This is a genomic window from Streptomyces abyssomicinicus, assembly GCF_008974245.1.
Lineage (GTDB): Bacteria > Actinomycetota > Actinomycetes > Streptomycetales > Streptomycetaceae > Streptomyces > Streptomyces abyssomicinicus.
The window spans coordinates 556,960-574,219 of record NZ_BBZI01000007.1 but is presented as its reverse complement, the minus strand read 5'-3'; the positions used below and the strand labels follow the sequence as shown (position 1 = coordinate 574,219).

Below are 17,260 nucleotides of genomic sequence, written 5' to 3'. Positions count from 1 at the left end.
GCCCGGCACGAAACCGGGGGTCACGAGACGTGCCCCTCACGACGCTCGCGCGTCGCACCCTTCCGACTTCTCGACCTCCGCCGTGAAGGACACGATCAGACGCTTCACCGCCTCGGCGTCCCTGTGATCGGAACCGTAGGCCTGGATCCCGGTGTACAGCTCCTGCTCGTACTTGGCGTCGACGCAGTCTTCCGTCCTGCCGAACCCCTGCCAGCCGGAATACACGAACCGCCCCTCCTCCGCAGTTTCCTCCACCCTGTCGAGGGTCTGGCTGCGAAGGTAATACGCCGTGTCCCGGCCACCCTGCCACCACTTCTGCACCGTTCTGACGGCGAGCTTCCCGTCCACGGACACATCGCACCAGGTCGACGAGGGAGAGACGTCCGGCTTGACGGAAAGCTTCTTCCCCGGCGGGAGGAACGGAGTGAGTTCCTTGATGTCGACGCGTATGCCGCAGAGGGTGCCCGGAACCGAGTAGTCCCTGGTCTCTTCCTTCGCGCCACATCCCGCCCCCGTGAGGGGCCAGGACGGCAATAACGACGGCGGCGAGCGCAGGACCGGAGCGGGAGCGGGGTCCGAGGACCGGTCGACGGCAAGTCATGATGGCACCTCAGAAGGGCTGTTCGCTGGGCGGGGGTTGGCAACTGCGCCAGAAGGTCGTCCGGACATCTAGGGCATCTGTCCGCCGAAGTCCGGCGAGGCAACCGCACCGTAGCCGCAAGCTCGACACCGCCGCGGGAGCCTCGAAAACTCCGCAGAACTCGCTCCCTCTCCCTCAGATCGCACCACGGTCACCAGATGACCCACGGCCACCGACACCACCCCCCGTCCGACACCTGCCGCCCAATCACCACACCTGCGGTACCACAGGCGGGGTACTTTGAGCAGGTGAAACGGGAGCGTCGGGTTCGCCCGGGCGATGCGGCCATCGACGTGCCGGCGGACTCCGGCAGCAGGGGACCGACGCACCGGGCTGCGGACGCCGCGGCGGGGGTGCCCCTGGGGTATGGACCGGAGCGTCAAGAACTGCCCATTGCCGCCACGCCCGTTCTGGACGCGGACGGCGCCTTCGCGCGGGGGTGGCTGCTCGGCAAGACGCTCGCCCCGGTTCCCGTGGGAGAGGAGCTCGGCGCGGCGCTGGCCCGCCGGATCACGGCCGGTTGCCGTGCCATGGGGGCGGCGCACATCCTGCATGTCGACCTGACCGGCCGGGGCGGCACCTCCACCGGTTCGGTCTCCCTGGCGGTCGGCGAGGAATGGACGGGAATCCGTCCGCCGAGTCTGCTCGTCACGCCCGACCTGCGGGGCGCTGTCCTGTTCCCGGAGGCGGGCCACGCCCTCGTCGCAGGCCCCGTCTCCTTCATGACGGCGGCCGTCGGTGAGGGCGTCGACGCGGCGCGAGCCCTCTTCGGCCGCTACGCGGAAACCGTCTCAGTAAGCCGCCCGGGCCTGTCCGCAGTCGCTGCCGCCCATCCCCCGCGGAACCGGGCCTGGTCCCGGCCGGAGGAAGTCGCCCCGGACAGCGCGGCAGCGCGTTTGCTGGCGCTCCTCGCCGCGTTCACACAAGGCCCCTGCACTGCCCCGGAGTTCGCACGCGGCTGGTGGGAGAACCATCGGATCTCCCAGGCGAACGGCGAAAGGATCCGTGAGCCGCTTGCCGATCTTTTCGATCAGGTGTTCCTGACGCTCGAGGACTACGCCGTCGAGCCGGACCTCGCCGAGCCGGGGGATCTCGACGATGCGGGTCTCCGCGAGGCCGTGACCCGGGCCTGGAACTCCAGGAGAGGATGAACCTCGACGCCCTCCCCGGTTCGGGGATCGCACCGTCGCCGGTCCGCTCGAGGTCCACGGCGGCGACCAGCTCGGCGGGGCGGGCACCCAGCCCCACGGTCTCCATCCCGGGCACGACCCGGTCCCGGACACGGACGTCGCCCATCTCGCCCTGCCGACGCGCACCGCCCTCTCCACGGGCACGGCCGATCCGGAAGGCGCCAGGAGCGGCCACCGGTGAGGGTGGTACCGCCGTAGCGAAAGGCCCAGGCGGCGGGCCGTCCCGGCTCATTGTCGGCTCCTGAACGATGTCAGGGCCCATGAGTTCGTGCTCCGCTCGCAGCCGACCTGTGCAGAACCAACGGCCGCGAACCCCGCTTCACGGCTCTTCGGCAGACGACGGACCGCCCGCGTGAGAGGATCGCGTTTGGCGGGCCACCCTCGCCTGGACCCAGAACTCCCGCCAGCGGCACGTGACATGACGTCCGATCAGCAACGGTGAGGTGAGGTACGGCATGACAGCCACGGCTCGGCTGCATCGCAGCCCGGAACTGCCCGCGCTGCTGGATCGGATCGACGCGCTGGGCAGGTCGCTCGACGCGGACGCGGATGCCGCGGAGGACCTCGGCAGACTTCCCGAGCACACCGCGCGGGCCCTGCTGGACGCGGGGACCGTCAGGGCGGAGTTGCCGAAGAGCCTCGGCGGATTCGAATTCACCCCCCTGCAGCTGATCGAGACGGTCGAGCGGCTCAGCTACCACGACGCGGCGGCCGGCTGGACGATGTTCGCCCTGCAACTGGTGACCGGCTCCACTGCGGCCTTCATCGGGGAGGCCGCGGCGGCCGACCTGTTCCCCGACGTCGCCGGCGGGGAGTACGCGCTGGTCGCCGGGCACGGCACCCGGCCCGGCCGGGCCGTTCCGGTGAAGGACGGCTACCTGGTCAGTGGCAACTGGCAGTTCGCCTCCGGAATGGCGCACGCCACGCACGTGCACAGCCTGATCCAGGTCGAGGACACCGGGGAGATGCGGGTCCTCGCCATGCCGAAGTCGCAGGTGACGCTCGACGGCAACTGGGACGTGCTCGGGCTGCGCGCGACGCACAGCATCGACTACCACTGCCACGACGTGTACGTCCCGCACGAGTACACCTACCTCGCCACCACGACCACCCCCGTCAACGGTGGCGCCGTCTACCGCCTCGGTCTGGTCAACATGGCCGCGATCGGGCACACCGGCTGGGCACTGGGCGTCGGACGGCGTCTGCTCGACGAGCTGAAGGAGGTCGCCCAGGCCCGCACCGGAACGCGTGGTGCCGCTGTCGACACCTCCCAGTTCCACGCGGAGTACGCGACCGCGGAAGCCCGGCTCCGGGCCGCACGGGCGTGGGCGGCAGAGGCATGGCGCGACTTCGAAGCCACCCTCGACTCGGGCGACCCGCTCACCACGGAGCAGGAGACCCTGCTGCGCCTCGTCCTCAACCACGCGACGTCGACCGCGCGGGAGGTGGGCAGCACCGTCCACCGCTGGGCGGGCTCGGCGGCGATCCGACGCGGCCCGATCGACCGCTTCCTGCGCGATCTTCACACGGGGACCCAGCACATCACCTCGAGCCCGGTGGTGCTCCAGAACTGTGGGAAGTGGCTCAGCGGCGCCCTGCCCGAGGCACGATGGAGCTTCCTCGATCTGACCCAGTGACGCTCGTCGCCCATTCGGTCGCAGTACGCCCACGCCCGACGTGGAGGCGTGGTGACGTGGTGACGCTGTCCGAGCCCCGTCCGGCGGCCTCTTGGGAGCCGGGCTTCGCCCCGGCCCCTGATGCGCGGGACGTGAACCGCGTGGACGATCATCGTGCGATGGATACAGACATGTGGCCGGTACTCCCGGACGCGGAGCGGGATGACTGGAACTACCTCCCCGGGCGCACCCTGGGTCCTCTGCGCATGGACATGCACCGGGGGGAGGTCATCGCGGCCCTGGCCGCGCACGGCTTCGTCACTCGGCTCGACGGGTACGGCCCGGGGTGGGACCCCGTGAGTTTCTCCAAGCAGGACACGCCCATGAGCCAGGGGGCGGTGGAGTGCTACTTCTCCACGAACGGAGAACTGGCCTACGTCCGCGTCGACGGGCGACTCGGTCCGCAGGTGAGCTGCGAGGGCATTCGGCTCGTCGGCCGTGTACCGTCGCAGCTCGCGCAGGACATGGAAGCCCACGCGGTCAAGCACGACACCGGTCTACGGTTCAGTCCCAGCGGCGACATCTCCTGCGACGGCTTCCAGCTTGAGATCGGCGCCCAGCGCGCCGGCGACCGCATCGTCACCTCGGCCCTGTTCTTCGTCGCAGGCGACGACCCGTCCGTTGCGCGGGACGGCGCACCTGCCGCGGTCTGGCACCGTTGGTAGACAGCGCCTCACCCACCTCACCCGTCGAACACCCCCACAGGGGATGGACTCTTCGACGACATCGTGGTCGACGAGGTGGATCCGCCCGACTCCGGTTGCGGTCGGCCCCGACGGGGCGACGAGCGCGCTCACGCACGCGTTCCTGCGGCCACCGCCTCCGCACGGCTGTGGAGGGCCGATCGACACCGCCCCGGGGGTTCGCCGGCCCTGGATGGATCGTTCCGGGCAGGGAATGGACACGGCACAGGTCGGGCGGACTGCCCTCGCACGCAGGGCCGCGGCCCGGCTCGCCTTGTCCAGCGCTTCCACGTACCGGCGCTCGGCGCGATCCGGTCAGTTGATGTCGACTGCCCGCTGCACGGTGACGGTGCGGGAGTTGCGGGCGGTGGCGAAGGTGTAGAGGCCAGGGACGAGCGTCCAGGCGCCGGCGCTCCAGATGGAGAGGTCGTCGGCGGGGACGGCGAAGGTGATGCGCCGGCTCGCTCCGGGGGCGAGGGTGAGCTTGCGGAAGGCGACGAGGCGGCGCGGTTCGGCTGACGCCGCGGCCGGGAGGGTGGCGTAGACCTGGACGACGTCGGTGCCCTCACGCTTGCCGCTGTTGGTGACGGTGACGGAGAGGGTGGCCGTCCTGGCGACCGCGTCGTACGCGGCTTCGAGGGAGCCGTGGGCGAAGGTGGTGTAGGACAGGCCGTGCCCGAAGGGGAACAGGGGCTGCTGTCCCTTGGCGTCGTAGTAGCGGTACCCGATGGCGGTGCCCTCGTCGTAGGAGACGGTGGCGTTCTTGCCGGGGTAGGTCGCGGTCATGGTGCCGGGACCCTGGGTGGTGCCGGCCGGGAAGGTGACGGGGAGCCGGCCGGAGGGGTCGCTGTCGCCGAAGAGGACGGCGGCGAGCGCGGTGCCCATGCCTCGGCCGCCGTACCAGGCCTGGACGACGGCCTCGACGTCGCCGAGCCAGGGCATCGCGACGGGCCCGTCGGTGTTCAGGACGACGACGGTGCGGGGGTTGGCGGCGGCGACGGCGGTGATGAGTTGGTTCTGGTCCGCGGGGAGGGTGAACTGCTCGTGGTCCATGGCTTCGCCGGCCATACGGTTGACGAAGACGATGGCGGCGTCGGCGGTGCGGGCGGCTTGGACGGCGGCCGGGATGAGGGAGGCGGGCTGCCAGCCGAGTGTGAGTCCGCAGGTGCTCCGGCCCATGCTGTCCGGGTCGGCGACGGCGTTGTCGTAGGTGAGTTCGACGGTGACGGTCCGGCCCGCGGTGAGCTCGACGGTGCCCTGGAGGGGGTAGTCGTGGGTGCCGAGGAAGAAGCGGCGGGTGCCTCGGGAGCCGGAGACGACGGCGACGCCGTTGATCTTGAGGACGGCGGTGCCCGCGGGCAGGAGGGAGAAGCGGTGCAGGCCCGTGTGGGTCGGGGTCAGGGTGCCGGACCATGTCGCGGACCAGACCGTGGGGAGGTTGTCGACCGGGGCACCGGTGAAGTCGATGGTGCTGTCGGTGCGGGTGGCCACCGGGGTGCCGGTGGGCTGGGCCGAGGCGTAGTAGCGGCCGGTGAGGCCGGCGGCCCCGCCGGGGGTGCGCAGGACGGTGGAGGGGACGGTGGTCAGGGGGATGTCGCCGACGGTGCCCTGGGCGTGGGCGACCTTGACGGCGCTGCCCGCGCGGGCCTTGATGGCCTGGAGTGGGGTGGTCCAGGTGCCGGGGTCGACGAAGGTGGATCCGGCGACGCCGGTGAGGGCGTCGGTTCCGGCCGGCCCGATGACGGCGAGGGTCTTGAGGGTGGCGGGCAGCGGCAGGGCTGCGGAGCGGTTGGCGAGCAGGACGGTGGAGGCGAGGGCCGCCTCGTGGGCGAGGCTCTTGTGCTCGGGGGTGCTGACGTCCGGGGCCGGCGTGGTGGGAACGGGGTTGTCGACGAGGCCGTTGGCGAACATGGTGACGAGGACGCGGCGGGCGGCGTCGTCGAGGCGCGCGGCCGGGACGGAGCCGTCGGTGAGTGCGCCGGGTGCCAGCTTCACGCCGCCGGGGCCGAGTCCGGCGAGATCCATGCCGGCCCTGGCGGCGGCGACCTGGTCGTTCCCGGCCCAGAAGTCGGGGACGGTGTAGCCCTGCAGGCCGAGGCGGTTCTTGACGTCGTCGAAGAGGGCGGGGTTCTCGGTGGCGAAGGTGCCGTTGATCTTGGGGTAGGCCATCATCACCGAGGTGGTGGGGGCTGCGGCGATCACGTGGCGGAAGGGCACCTGGTAGGTCTCGTGCAGGGCCCGGTCGGACACCGCGGTGTCGGTGAAGAAGCGGTTCGCCTCCTGGGTGTAGGCGGCGAAGTGCTTGACGGTGGAGGTGACCTGGCGGCTCTGCATACCGGTGGTGAGGGCTGCTCCGAGCCGTCCGGCGAGCAGCGGGTCCTCGCCGAGGCTTTCGGCCTGGCGGCCGAAGTGCCAGGTGCGGGTGAGGTCGACGGTGGGGCCGAGGAGCGTGTTGTAGCCCTTGGCGCGTCCTTCGGTGCCGATGGCGACGCCGATGCGGCGGGCAAGGTCCTCGTCGAAGGCCGCGGCCTGGGCGAGTGGGACGGGGAAGGCGGTGACGTTCCGCTCGCCGCGCAGTCCGGCGGAGGCGTCGACCATGGTCAGCGCGGGAATGCCGAGGTGGGCGAGGGCGGCGAAGTCACAGCGGACGAGCGCCTCCTTCTCGGCGGCCGTCATCCGTGCGAGAACGGCGTCGACGCGGTCGAGGACGCGGGGGTCGGTGGCGGCGATTGCCTGAATGGTGGCTCCAGGGCTCATGGTGGCGACCGCGGCCGTGGCGATGGCGGCGGACAGGAAGGCGCGTCGATTCACGGCGACTCTCCGGAGAGTGAGGACAGCGGGCGGGGCCCGCGGAATCGGATGCTGTGTTATCCGGCTGCAGGGGAATTGGCCGGAGCGCTCAATTTCTCCCTCGAGGTCTGCCCGCGTCCCGCGAGGACCTCAAGGAGTTTCAGGTGCTTCGATCTCAGCACCTCACGCAATTCGAAAAGCTATGGCCGCGAACTCATCGGGTCAACCCGTCGAGCTCCATGAATTCAGCTCATGCGTTCTGACCTGTGACGACGCGTCATCCACAACGGTCGGTGCAGAATTTCGCCGGTAATCCGCCGAGCACTCGACGGCTCGCCATACGAAATTGCGATGACTCCCATCTGCGGCATGAATGAGGCCGGTCCGACGACACGGAGATACACGCCTGCCCGGCATGGATGGAAATCCATGCCGGGTCCGCGCGGGGTTGTCGGATGTCGCCGGTCATTGTGAGATGACGTCGGTGGACTGAAGGGTGTGTCTGCCCGAGGTGAGTCTGCCGGGTGCGCGCCCGGGCAGTTCGACGACGGCCGTGCAGTTCGGGGGCACGGTGATCTCTGCCCTCATGCCGTCCGAGGTGGTCTCCCAGAACAAGGAGGCGGTGCCGTGCGGCGTCTCGTAGCGGGTGCGCGCCCAGGTGATGCCGCCCCCTGGGCGAGGCCGGAAGGCGAGGGCCCGGGCGCCTGGCTCGGTGACCTCGATGCCGCCGACGACCCGGTGGAGCCAGTCGGCGACGGCGCCGAGGGCGTAGTGGTTGAAGGAGGTCATGCCGCCGGGGTTGAGGGTGCCGTCGGGTCGCAGACTGTCCCAGCGCTCCCAGATCGTGGTGGCGCCCATGGAGACGGTGTACAGCCAGGAGGGGCAGTCGGTCTGCAGCAACAGCCGGTAGGCGGTGTCGAGGTGCCCGGTGTCGGTCAGCGCGTCGCAGATGAGGGGGGTGCCGACGAAGCCCGTGGCGATACGGGCTTCGTCCTGCTCGACGAGTGCGGCCAGTCGGTCACCGGCGGCCTGGCGCGAGCCCGCGTCCAGGAGGTCGAAGACGATCGCGAGGGCGTACGCGGTCGGGCTGTCGCTGGTCAGGCGGCCGTCGGGGCGGAGGTACCGGCGGCGGAAGGCCGTGGTGATCTCCTCGGCCAGGGTGCCGTAGTGGGTGGCGTCACCGGGGTTGCCCAGTTCGCGGGCGGCGCGGGCGAGATGGCGTGTGGAGTGAGCGAAGTAGGCGGTGGCGACGAGGTACCGGTCGGTGCGGCCGGCGGCGGGGTCGTCGGGCGGGGCGGCGGGGTCGAGCCAGTCGCCGAGCTGGAAGCCGGTGTCCCAGAGCCGGTCCTGGCCGGCGAGCTTCTCGACGAGGTCCACCCACGCCTTGCCCATGGCGTAGTGGCGGCGCAGGAGTTCGAGGTCCCCGAAGCGCCGGTGGAGGGCCCAGGGGGTGAGGGTGGCGACGTCGCCCCAGGCGGCTCCGGGCCGGATGGGCGTCCACATCGGTTCGCCGGGGATGACGGGAACGTACCAAGGGATGGTGCCGTCCGGGAGCTGTTCGAGGCCGACGTCGGTGAGCCAGGAGTCGAGCATGCCGGCACAGTCGTAGAGGAAGCCGGCGGTGGGGGCGAAGACCTGGATGTCGCCGGTCCAGCCGAGGCGTTCGTCGCGCTGCGGGCAGTCCGTGGGGATGTCGACGAAGTTGCCGCGCATGCTCCACAGGACGTTGTCGTGGAGCCGGTTGACCCTCGGGTCGCTGCATGTGAACCAGCCGGTGCGGCGCATGTCCGTGTGGTGGACGCGTGCGGCGACGGCGTGCGGGGCGAGCTCGCCGGGCCAGCCGGTGATCTCCGCGTACCGGAAGCCGTGGAGGGTGAAGCGGGGCTCCCAGGTGTACGGCCCGGTGCCGGGCAGGATCAGCGTGTCCGTGGAGTGCGCTTCCCGCAGGGGACGGGTGGCGAGTTCGCCGTCCTGCAGGACCTCGGCGTGGCGGAGAATGAGGGTGGTGCCGGCGGGGCCGTCGGCGGTGACGCGTAGGCGGCCGACGAGGTTCTGGCCGAAGTCGAGCAGGTGACGGCCGTCGGGGGTGCGGGTGACGGAGACCGGACGGATCTCCTCGGTGCAGCGGACCGGGGGCCCGTCGGGCGCGACGAGCGTCCGAGGGTCCCTGGTGCCGGTGCGTACGGCGGTCCAGCCGTCCGGCGATGCCGAAGGCGTGGACCAGTGGGGGTCGTCGAGACGGGCGTCGAACGTCTCCCCCTCGTACAGGCCGCTGGTGAGGATGGGACCGGGTGCCGCCTGCCAGGTGCGGTCGGTGGCGACGACGGTGGTCGTGCCGTCGGCGTAGGTGATCTCCAGCTGTGCGACGAGGGACTGGTCGGTGCCGTAGATGTTGCGGGTGCCGCCGTCGAAGCCGTACTTCCCGCGGTACCAGCCGTCGCCCAGCCAGGCGCCGATGGTGTTGGCGCCGTGCGTGAGGAAGGCGGTGACGTCATGCGTGCGGTAGCGCAGCCGGTGGGGGTAGACGGTCCAGCCCGGGGCGAGGGCCTCGTCACCGACGCGGATGCCGTTGATCTCGGCCTCGTACAGGCCATGGGCGGTGATGTAGAGCCGGGCGCTGCGGACCGGCTTGTCGTCGGCACGGAAGTGCTTGCGCACCCGGGCCGGGCGGCGTTCTGCCGCCGGGTCCTCGTCCCAGGCCGCGCCGACGGGTACCGCGGACCAGTCCGTGGGCGCGAGCAGGCCGGCCTCGACGGTGCTGGGCTCGCTCCACCCCGACGGCTCGTCGTCGCCTGCCGACCAGGTGCGGACGCGGACGACGGCGCGTTCGCGGGAGGTGAGCGGTTCGGCGGGCCAGGCGACGAGGACGTGGTCGGCTCCGGTGACGCGGCCGGTGCGGTGGGTGCGGCCGTGGCGTTCGACCTCGACTTCATAGGCGTGCTGGTCGCCGGCTTCGGCGGCGGGGGTCCAGGACAGCCGGGGGGTGCCGGTTCCGATGCCGAGACCGTCCGTCAGGTGCTCGAAGCGCGGCGGGGAGGGCTGGAAGGGCTGCAAGGAAGGGGCCTTTCGTGTGCTCGGGAGGTGGGGCGGCAGGCCGCGGTCAGCCTTTGACCGCTCCCGAGGTGAGGCCCTTCATGACCTTCTGGTTGAGGAAGAGGTAGATCACGAGGGTGCCGAAGACGTTGATGCAGATGGCCGCGAAGAGCGGGCCGTACTGGGTGGCGCCGAAGTCGCCGGAGAAGTTGAGCAGGCCGACCTGGACGGTGCGCAGGTCCTGGCTGTTGGTGAAGGTCAGCGCGATCAGCAGGTCGTTCCAGATGAAGAAGAACTGGACCAGGCCGACGGTGAGCAGGGCGTTGCGGACCATGGGCACGCTGATGGTCCAGAAGGCGCGCAGGATGCCGGCGCCGTCGAGGGTGGCGGCCTCGAGGAGTTCGCGCGGAACGGTCCTGTAGTAGGTGGCCATCATGAAGACGGTCAGGGGCAGGCCGGTGCCGGTGTAGGTGAGGACGAGCGGCCACAGGGTGCCGGACAGGCCGGTCTGGAAGTAGATGGTGAACAGCGGCAGCAGGATCATCTGCGGGGGGACCATCATGCCGGCGAGGAAGACGAGGAGGGTCAGGCTTCGGCCCTTCCAGACCATGATCTGCAGGGCGAAGCCCGCCGCGGTACCGAGCAGCAGGATGAGGGCGAGTGCGGGGACGACGGCCAGCAGGCTGTTCTTGACGTAGAGGCCGATGTTGCCGGTGGTCCAGGCTTCCGCGTAGTTGCCCCATTCCCAGGTGGTGGGCAGGCTCCAGGTGGAGTTGTCGAGATAGTCGCTGTTGGATTTGACCGAGGTCAGGAACATCCAGATCAGCGGGTAGACCTCGATGATCAGGAGGACGGCGACGGCGAGCCGGACCCACATGCGGCCGCCGGCCTTGCGTGCTGCGCGGAGCGGCGACCGCTCGGTGCGCCGGTGGCCGGTGCCGGCGGTCTTCTGGAGGGTGTCGATGGCCATGGCGTTCAGCTCTCCGTGTTGTCGCGCCGCGAGACGCGGTAGACCGCCAGGCTCACCAGGAGGCAGACGACGGTGAGGAGCAGCGCGATGGTGCTGCCGTAGCCGTACTCGCTGTAGGTGAACGACGACTGGAACATGTACAGGGTCAGCGGGGTGGTGCCGTTGCCGGGCCCGCCGTTGGTGAGGGCGACGACGGAGTCGAAGACCTTCAGGGTGCCGTTGATGCTGAAGATCAGCGACGACATGAGGACGGGCATCGAGAGCGGCAGGACGATGTGGCGGATCAGACGCGGGCCGGACGCGCCGTCGAGCCGGGCCGACTCGAGGACCTCGTCGGGGATGTCGACGAGCCCGGCGAACAGCAGGACGGCGTAGAACCCCATGGAGCGCCAGATGTCCATGATGATCAGGACCCAGAAGGCGCTGCCGGCGCTGCCGAAGAAGTCGACGGACTCGAAGCCGAAAGCGTTGAGGAGGGAGTTGACCGGTCCGGGCTGGGGGGCGACCTGGAAGAGCTTCTGGAAGAGCAGGCCGACGGCGACCGTCGGGAGTACGACCGGGAAGAAGGCCAGGGTGCGGACCGGAGCGGACGCCTTCTTGAGGAAGAAGACGTAGAGCAGGGCCAGGAGGTAGCCGGCGACGACCTGGCCGGCGGTGACGACGACCGCGTACTTCAGGGTGAACCACAAGGCGTCGTGGACGGCCGGGTCGTCGAGGAGCCGGCTGAAGTTGTCCAGGCCGTTGCCGGTGAAGCCCTCGATGGAGTTGCCCTCGGTGAAGGAGTACCCGAGCGACCACACCATCGGGACCAGCATGATCAGTGAGTAGACGAGAAGTGCGGGACCGAGCAGGATCGTGATCGCCCTGCGGTCACCGAGTACGCGGTGCATGAGTGGTGTCCACTTCGTTTCTGGTGAAGGGGCGGCCGGACGGGGACGGGCGGCGCGCCTCGGCCCGGCGGGCCGCCCGTCCCGCGGGGGTTACCGACCGCCCAGTGCGGCCTGGACGGTCTCCATGAACTGCTGGGGGCTGACGCTGCCGTTGACGAGACCGGCGGCCGTGGTGTTGCTGACCGTGGTGGCCTTGGTGCTGAAGAGCGCCTCGAACCACAGGACGTTCTGCTGGGAGGAGCTGATGGTCTTCCGGACGGTGGTGGTGACCTCGTTGGCGTCCTCGACCGGGGTGTTGACCTTGAAGCCGGAGATGGCGCCGTGGTCCTTCAGGGCGGTGCTGCCGTAGTTCTTGGAGATGCAGCCGAGCCAGTCACCGGTCTTGTCGTTGAAGGTCTTCGAGCCGAAGGTGACGGCGAGACCGATGTTGGAGGGGTACTGGTCGATGGAGCCGGCTCCGCCCTTGACGGCGGGGAAGGGCATGAAGCCGACGTTCTCGGCACCGACCTTGTTCTGCTCGGGGTCGGCGATGTTGGCGAGGGCCCAGCTGCCCATGTAGAACATGCCGGACCTGCCGGTGAGGAACTGGTTCATCGCGGTGTCGTAGTCGATGGAGCCGACGCCCTTGCCGAAGTAGCCCTTCTTCCCGAGGGCGGCGACCTCCTCGGCCGCCTTGACGTACTCGGGGTCGGTCAGCTCGGCGCTGCCGTCGGCGACCTTCTCGAGGGCGTCCGGGCCGAGGCTGCGGTAGAGGTAGCCGCTGATGAGGCGGGTGAGCGGCCAGCCCTGGGCGCCGGAGGCGGAGAACGGCTGGACGCCCTTGGCGTCCAGCTCGTCCGCGGCGGCGAGCAGTTCGTCCCAGGTGCCGGGGACGGCGATGCCGTTCTCCTCGAAGAGCTTCTTGTTGTAGAAGAAGCCCTCGATGTTGTACTCGTACGGCAGCGCCATCAGCTTGCCGCCGTACAGGGCCTTGATCGTGGAGACCGCGGCCGGCTCCAGCTGGTCGAGGGCACCGTAACGCTTCAGCTCGAGCTCGATGTCCGCGACCTTGCCGCTCTTGGCGAGCTGCTTGGTCAGCGCGGGCGCGTTGCCCGCGGCGAACTGGGCGGGCAGGGCGTCCTGACCGGCGAGCAGCTGGAGCTTCTGGTCCAGCTGCGCCTGGGGGACGGTCTCGGTCTTCAGCGGCAGGGCGTCGTTCTCGGCCTTGCAGGAGCCCTCGGAGAGCGTGGCCAGCGCCGTGCGCGTGGTCGTGTTCTCGGTGACGCCGAGGTAGGTGAAGTCCTTGGGCGCCGCGGAGGTGCCACCGCCGCCTCCACCACAGGCGGTGGCGAGAAGGGCCATGGACATGGCGCCGGCCGAGACAAGAGTCAGGCGGCGGGCACGGAGCATGCGGTGGGGCACTGGAGACTCCCAGGGATCGTGAGAGAAGAAGAAGCGCTCAGCGGGCGCGAGGGGCGGCGGGAACATCGGCCGCGCAGAGACGGAGGGTGTAGAACGTTCTCCATCAGTCTGGAAACACCATGGCGTCATCCCTCTGGCGTCGTCAAGACACAGACGCGTAACATCGGCTTCGCCTGGTCGAACACAGGAATCCCTTGCCGGCTCCGGGCGTAGAACGTTGCACCGTGAACGAGGAGATCAGGGTTCTCATGGCTACGGACAGCTCAGCCAGGAACGCCAAGCGGGTGACCATCACCGATGTCGCCCGCCACGCCGGCGTATCCACCGCCGCGGTGTCCAAGGTCATGCGCAACGCCTACGGCGTCAGTCCGGCCATGCAGGAACGGGTCCGGACCGCCATGGCCGAGCTGGGCTACCGGCCCCATGCCGCCGCCCGGGGCATGCGGGGACGCACCTACACGGTCGGCGTCCTGCTCGACAACGTCCGCAACCCGTTCTTCGCCGACATCCTCGACGGCATCCGCGACCAGTTGGAGGACAGCGAGTACACGGTGCTCATCGGGGCGGCGGGTTTCGGCGCGGAGGACCAGGCGCGCACCGTCCGGGCACTGGTGGACCGTCAGATGGACGGCCTGATCCTCATCGCGCCCGGGACTCCGCGCCCGGAGGTGCTGGCGACGGCCGCGGTGACCCCTACCGTGGTCATCGGCCACCACGACGCCTCCGACGTCCACGATTCCGTCGTGGACGCGGACGACGTGGGCGCGGGGCTGGTGGTCGACCACCTCGTCGCGCTCGGCCACCGGGACATCGCCCTGGTCTCGGCGGCCGGCAACAAGGCCGGTCGCTGGCAGCGGACTCCGGAGATCGCCCTCGCCGACGGCTACCTCCGAGCCATGGACCGCCACGGCTTGTCCGGCCGCGCACGCGTGCGTCACGCCGCCTACTCCGACGACGGCGGCCACACGGCCGGCCTCGCCCTGCTGTCCGGTGACGACCGTCCCACCGCGATCCTGACCGGCGCCGACGTCGCGGCTCTGGGTATCTACCGCGCTGCCGCCGATCTCGGGCTGTCCATCCCCGGCGACGTTTCGCTGGTCGGCTACAACAACACCGCGATCGCCTCGCTCGCTCCCGTCCAGCTCACCAGCGTGGATCAGGCCGGTCACACCATGGGCGCGACCGCCGCACGCATGCTGATCGAACGCGTCGAACGACGGCGGGACCGGGCCATGCAGACCACCATGACCCCACGGCTGGTCGTCCGGCGCAGCACCGCGGCACCCGGCGTCCGGTAGCCGCGGGTCGCTGGAACGCGCCCTTCGCCGCGTGCGGTGGCGTTGCCGCCGTCGGTCCGCCGGCGCGGCGCCCACGCCGTGGGCACGCGTGCGGGCCGTGCGCTCGTCGAGCGCACGGCCGGGCAGACTCCTCAGCACGTCCACGAGGCGGGGACACCCGAAAAGGGGGGGACACCCGAACCGGTCATGCCGTTCCACCTTGGGCGTTCCGCTCGGCACCTTGCCCGGATCACTGCCGGACACTTTCGGGCGAGCCGGCGGGTACGGGGCGACGGGCGGCCGTGAGGAGCGCCGCGGCGAGGACCGCGGTGGCCACCCCGAGGAGGGCGACGGCAGTGGCGAGGCCGCCCGCCGGTTCCTTGCCGGCCAGCAGGACCAGAGGGCAGAGGAACTCGCCGAGGAAGAAGGCGGCGGTCCACAGACCCATGCCGCGGCCCCGGTCGGCGAACTCCAGGAGGGACATGGCCCGGGTGACCAGCGACGGCAACAGCAGGCCGGTGCCGACACAGTTGACGACGGCGCCGGCGATCAGGAGGGGGAGGCTGTCGGCGAGGCCCATCAGCAGGAAGCCCGCGGCGCAGAGGAGGAGCAGGGCGGGCAGGCGGTGGCGACGGTCCGGGGAGAGACGGGTGAAGGGGACGGAGCCGAGGACGGTCGCGGCGCTCGCCACCGCCGTGACGGCCCCGATGGTGCCGGTGGAGTCGGTTCCGAGGGCGTCCAGGAGGTAGGCCATCTCGACGGGGACGGTGTAGAAGACGACGGCGCCGAAGACGGTGAGGAGGCAGACGCCGGCCATACGCCGGACGGGGAACGGACGCCGCGGGAGCGGCGCCCCGGTCTCGGTGCCGCGCTTCGACGGGCCAGGCGCCGGCAGGACGCGGGCCATGACGGGCGCGATGAGCAGGCCGACGGCGTAGAGCCAGAAGGGAGCGCGCCAGTCGGCGGCCCCGAGCACTCCCCCGAGGACGAAGAAGACCGTGGCCGAGGCGGAGGCGCACATGGTCTGCAGGGCGAGGTAGCGGTCGCGGAGCTCCCCGCTGTAGTGGTCGCCGATCAGGGTGGTGCAGGCCGTCATGATCGCCGCTTCGGCGATGCCCACCAGGACACGGCTGATCAGGATGGCGTGGAGCGACTCCAGCCAGAGGGGCGCCGTCCCGAAGAGGGCGTACAGGACGGTGGCGGCGACGAGCAGGCGCTTGCGGCCGAGCCGGTCGACGATCATCCCGGCGAAGGGGGCGAGCAGGGCGAGCGCGAGCGCCGGGACGGTGAGGACGAGGGGGACCAGCGCCGCGCTGCCCGGCACGCCGCCGAAGTGGTCCTGCATACGGGGCAGCACGGGCGCCAGGAGCACCGCTCCGAGGACGGGCAGACAGCTTCCGGCCATGAGGACGACGGCGGGAAGGCGTCCGGCCGGGGCGGTGTCGGGTACGTGTTCGTGGGACGGCGGCACGACGGAAGCGGGCATCACGGCACTCCAGTAAGGGGAGGGGTGAGAGTGGCACCCGGTCGAGGTGGCTGATGGGGGTGGCGCCGGAACCGGGGCGGAATGCCCTCGACTATGCGTGTCGCCGACCGCGCTGCCCACCCTCCCCGCCATCCGGTTTCACGATGGCTGCCATCCGTTCCGTGGATCGGAGCTCCGCCGTGTTCCCGTAGCCCCTGCGCGAAGTGGCGCACGGGGGCATTCAGGGCTGCGTGTCCGCGATGCGGCGCCCGACCCTCGCCGCGGTCTCCCTGAACCAGATGTGGGCCGCGTCATGCGTTTGCACGGGATGCCACCACAGGGCCTCGCGGAGCGGCACGGCCTCGTAGGGCGGGTCGAGGACGCGTACGGCGGCGATCGGGGCGAGCCGGTGCGCGAGGCGGGCCTGCACGAGGGCGATGCGGCGGGTGCCGGCGACGAGGGCGGGCAGGGCGTGGAAGCTGTCGCAGGAGACCTCGACGCGCGGTTCGATGCCGAGCATGCCGAGCTGGCGGACCGCCGGGGCGTCGTAGGTGCGCTGGTAGGTGACCCAGGGCAGGCGGGCGAGGTCCTGGCGGGTGAGGCGGTCCTCGACGCTGGGGTGGTCGTCGGCGACGACGAAGACCCAGCGGTCGTCGTAGAGGTCGGTGGCGGGGAAGCCGCTGATGACGCCGTGGGGCATCAACAGGCCGTCGGTGGCGCTGAGCAGACTCGCGGTGTCGTCGACGACGGTGAGGGGGGTGCGGGTGAAGCGCAGGCGGATGCCCGGGGCCTCCTCGTGCACGACGCGGGCGAGCTCGACACCGAAGACGTCGACGGCGTAGTCGGAGGAGACGATGCGGAACTCGCGGGTCTCGGTGGCCGGATCGAAGTCGGCCTGACTGGTGAAGAGACGTTCGAGCACGTCGTAGGCGGTGGCGGTGCGGTCGAGGAGCACCTGGCCGAGGGCGGTGAGTTCGTACTGGCTCCCCTCGCGGGAGAGGAGTTCGTCGTCGAAGTGGCGGCGCAGCCGGGCCAGGGCGGCGCTCATCGCGGGCTGGCTCAGACCCACGCGCTGTCCGGCTCGGGTGACGTTGCGTTCTTCGAGGAGGGCGCGGAGCGCGACCACGAGGTTGAGGTCGAGGCGGGCCAGGTTCACGAGGCGAAGTCCCTTCCGGACCGACCCATCTCCAACTATTCGTCGTACTGATGGCAGTGATCCACAGAATCTATTTCCCTGATTGCGCG

The 17,260-nt window shown here is 70.5% G+C and carries 12 protein-coding genes; 4 read left to right on the top strand and 8 right to left on the bottom strand.

The genetic code is table 11. The features are described from left to right. Window positions 1–36: 36 nt before the first annotated feature. Window positions 37–348 carry a hypothetical protein gene (locus tag GBN72_RS15880; protein ID WP_151772437.1) on the bottom strand — a complete coding sequence of 104 codons (312 nt, stop codon included), beginning with the start codon at window positions 346–348 and terminating at the stop codon, window positions 37–39. A gap of 540 nt (window positions 349–888) precedes the next feature. Between GBN72_RS15880 and GBN72_RS34630 the strand changes: the two genes are divergently transcribed. The 3 genes from GBN72_RS34630 to GBN72_RS15865 all read left to right on the top strand — a co-directional run bounded on the left by GBN72_RS34630 (window position 889) and on the right by GBN72_RS15865 (window position 4,171). Next, the gene (locus GBN72_RS34630; protein WP_151772436.1) at window positions 889–1,791 is read left to right on the top strand and encodes a hypothetical protein; all 903 of its coding nucleotides are present in this window, start codon (window positions 889–891) and stop codon (window positions 1,789–1,791) included. 494 nt (window positions 1,792–2,285) lie between these two features. Beyond that, entirely contained in the window at window positions 2,286–3,467 is a 1,182-nt protein-coding gene (locus GBN72_RS15870) for an acyl-CoA dehydrogenase family protein (protein ID WP_151772435.1), read from the top strand. 158 nt (window positions 3,468–3,625) lie between these two features. Then, the gene (locus GBN72_RS15865; RefSeq protein WP_151772434.1) at window positions 3,626–4,171 is read left to right on the top strand and encodes a hypothetical protein; all 546 of its coding nucleotides are present in this window, start codon (window positions 3,626–3,628) and stop codon (window positions 4,169–4,171) included. Window positions 4,172–4,504: 333 nt separating this feature from the next. On the opposite strand, the gene GBN72_RS15860 is transcribed toward GBN72_RS15865, so the two are convergent. The 5 genes from GBN72_RS15860 to GBN72_RS15840 form a co-directional block, all read right to left on the bottom strand. Beyond that, window positions 4,505–7,000: a beta-glucosidase gene (locus GBN72_RS15860; RefSeq protein ID WP_246212526.1), complete on the bottom strand. Its 2,496-nt coding sequence runs from the start codon at window positions 6,998–7,000 to the stop codon at window positions 4,505–4,507. A gap of 444 nt (window positions 7,001–7,444) precedes the next feature. Beyond that, window positions 7,445–10,033, bottom strand: a complete 2,589-nt coding sequence (locus tag GBN72_RS15855) for an alpha-L-rhamnosidase (RefSeq protein WP_151772433.1) — start codon at window positions 10,031–10,033, stop codon at window positions 7,445–7,447. 46 nt (window positions 10,034–10,079) lie between these two features. Beyond that, complete coding sequence (locus GBN72_RS15850; protein WP_246212524.1) at window positions 10,080–10,982, bottom strand: carbohydrate ABC transporter permease; 903 nt, start codon at window positions 10,980–10,982, stop codon at window positions 10,080–10,082. A 5-nt stretch (window positions 10,983–10,987) separates the two neighbouring features. Further along, window positions 10,988–11,872, bottom strand: coding sequence for a carbohydrate ABC transporter permease (locus tag GBN72_RS15845; protein ID WP_151772432.1), 885 nt, complete (start codon window positions 11,870–11,872; stop codon window positions 10,988–10,990). Between the two features lie 90 nt (window positions 11,873–11,962). Next, window positions 11,963–13,273: an ABC transporter substrate-binding protein gene (locus GBN72_RS15840; protein WP_151772431.1), complete on the bottom strand. Its 1,311-nt coding sequence runs from the start codon at window positions 13,271–13,273 to the stop codon at window positions 11,963–11,965. Window positions 13,274–13,521: 248 nt separating this feature from the next. On the opposite strand from GBN72_RS15840, the gene GBN72_RS15835 reads away from it, so the two are divergent. Continuing rightward, window positions 13,522–14,571 (top strand): LacI family DNA-binding transcriptional regulator, encoded by a 1,050-nt coding sequence (locus tag GBN72_RS15835; protein WP_151772430.1) that lies wholly within the window; start codon window positions 13,522–13,524, stop codon window positions 14,569–14,571. Window positions 14,572–14,800: 229 nt separating this feature from the next. Here the strand turns inward: GBN72_RS15835 and GBN72_RS15830 are convergent, their stop codons facing one another. Beyond that, entirely contained in the window at window positions 14,801–16,036 is a 1,236-nt protein-coding gene (locus GBN72_RS15830; RefSeq protein WP_151772429.1) for an MFS transporter, read from the bottom strand. 220 nt (window positions 16,037–16,256) lie between these two features. Continuing rightward, complete coding sequence (locus GBN72_RS15825; RefSeq protein WP_151772428.1) at window positions 16,257–17,171, bottom strand: LysR family transcriptional regulator; 915 nt, start codon at window positions 17,169–17,171, stop codon at window positions 16,257–16,259. Window positions 17,172–17,260 lie beyond the last annotated feature (89 nt).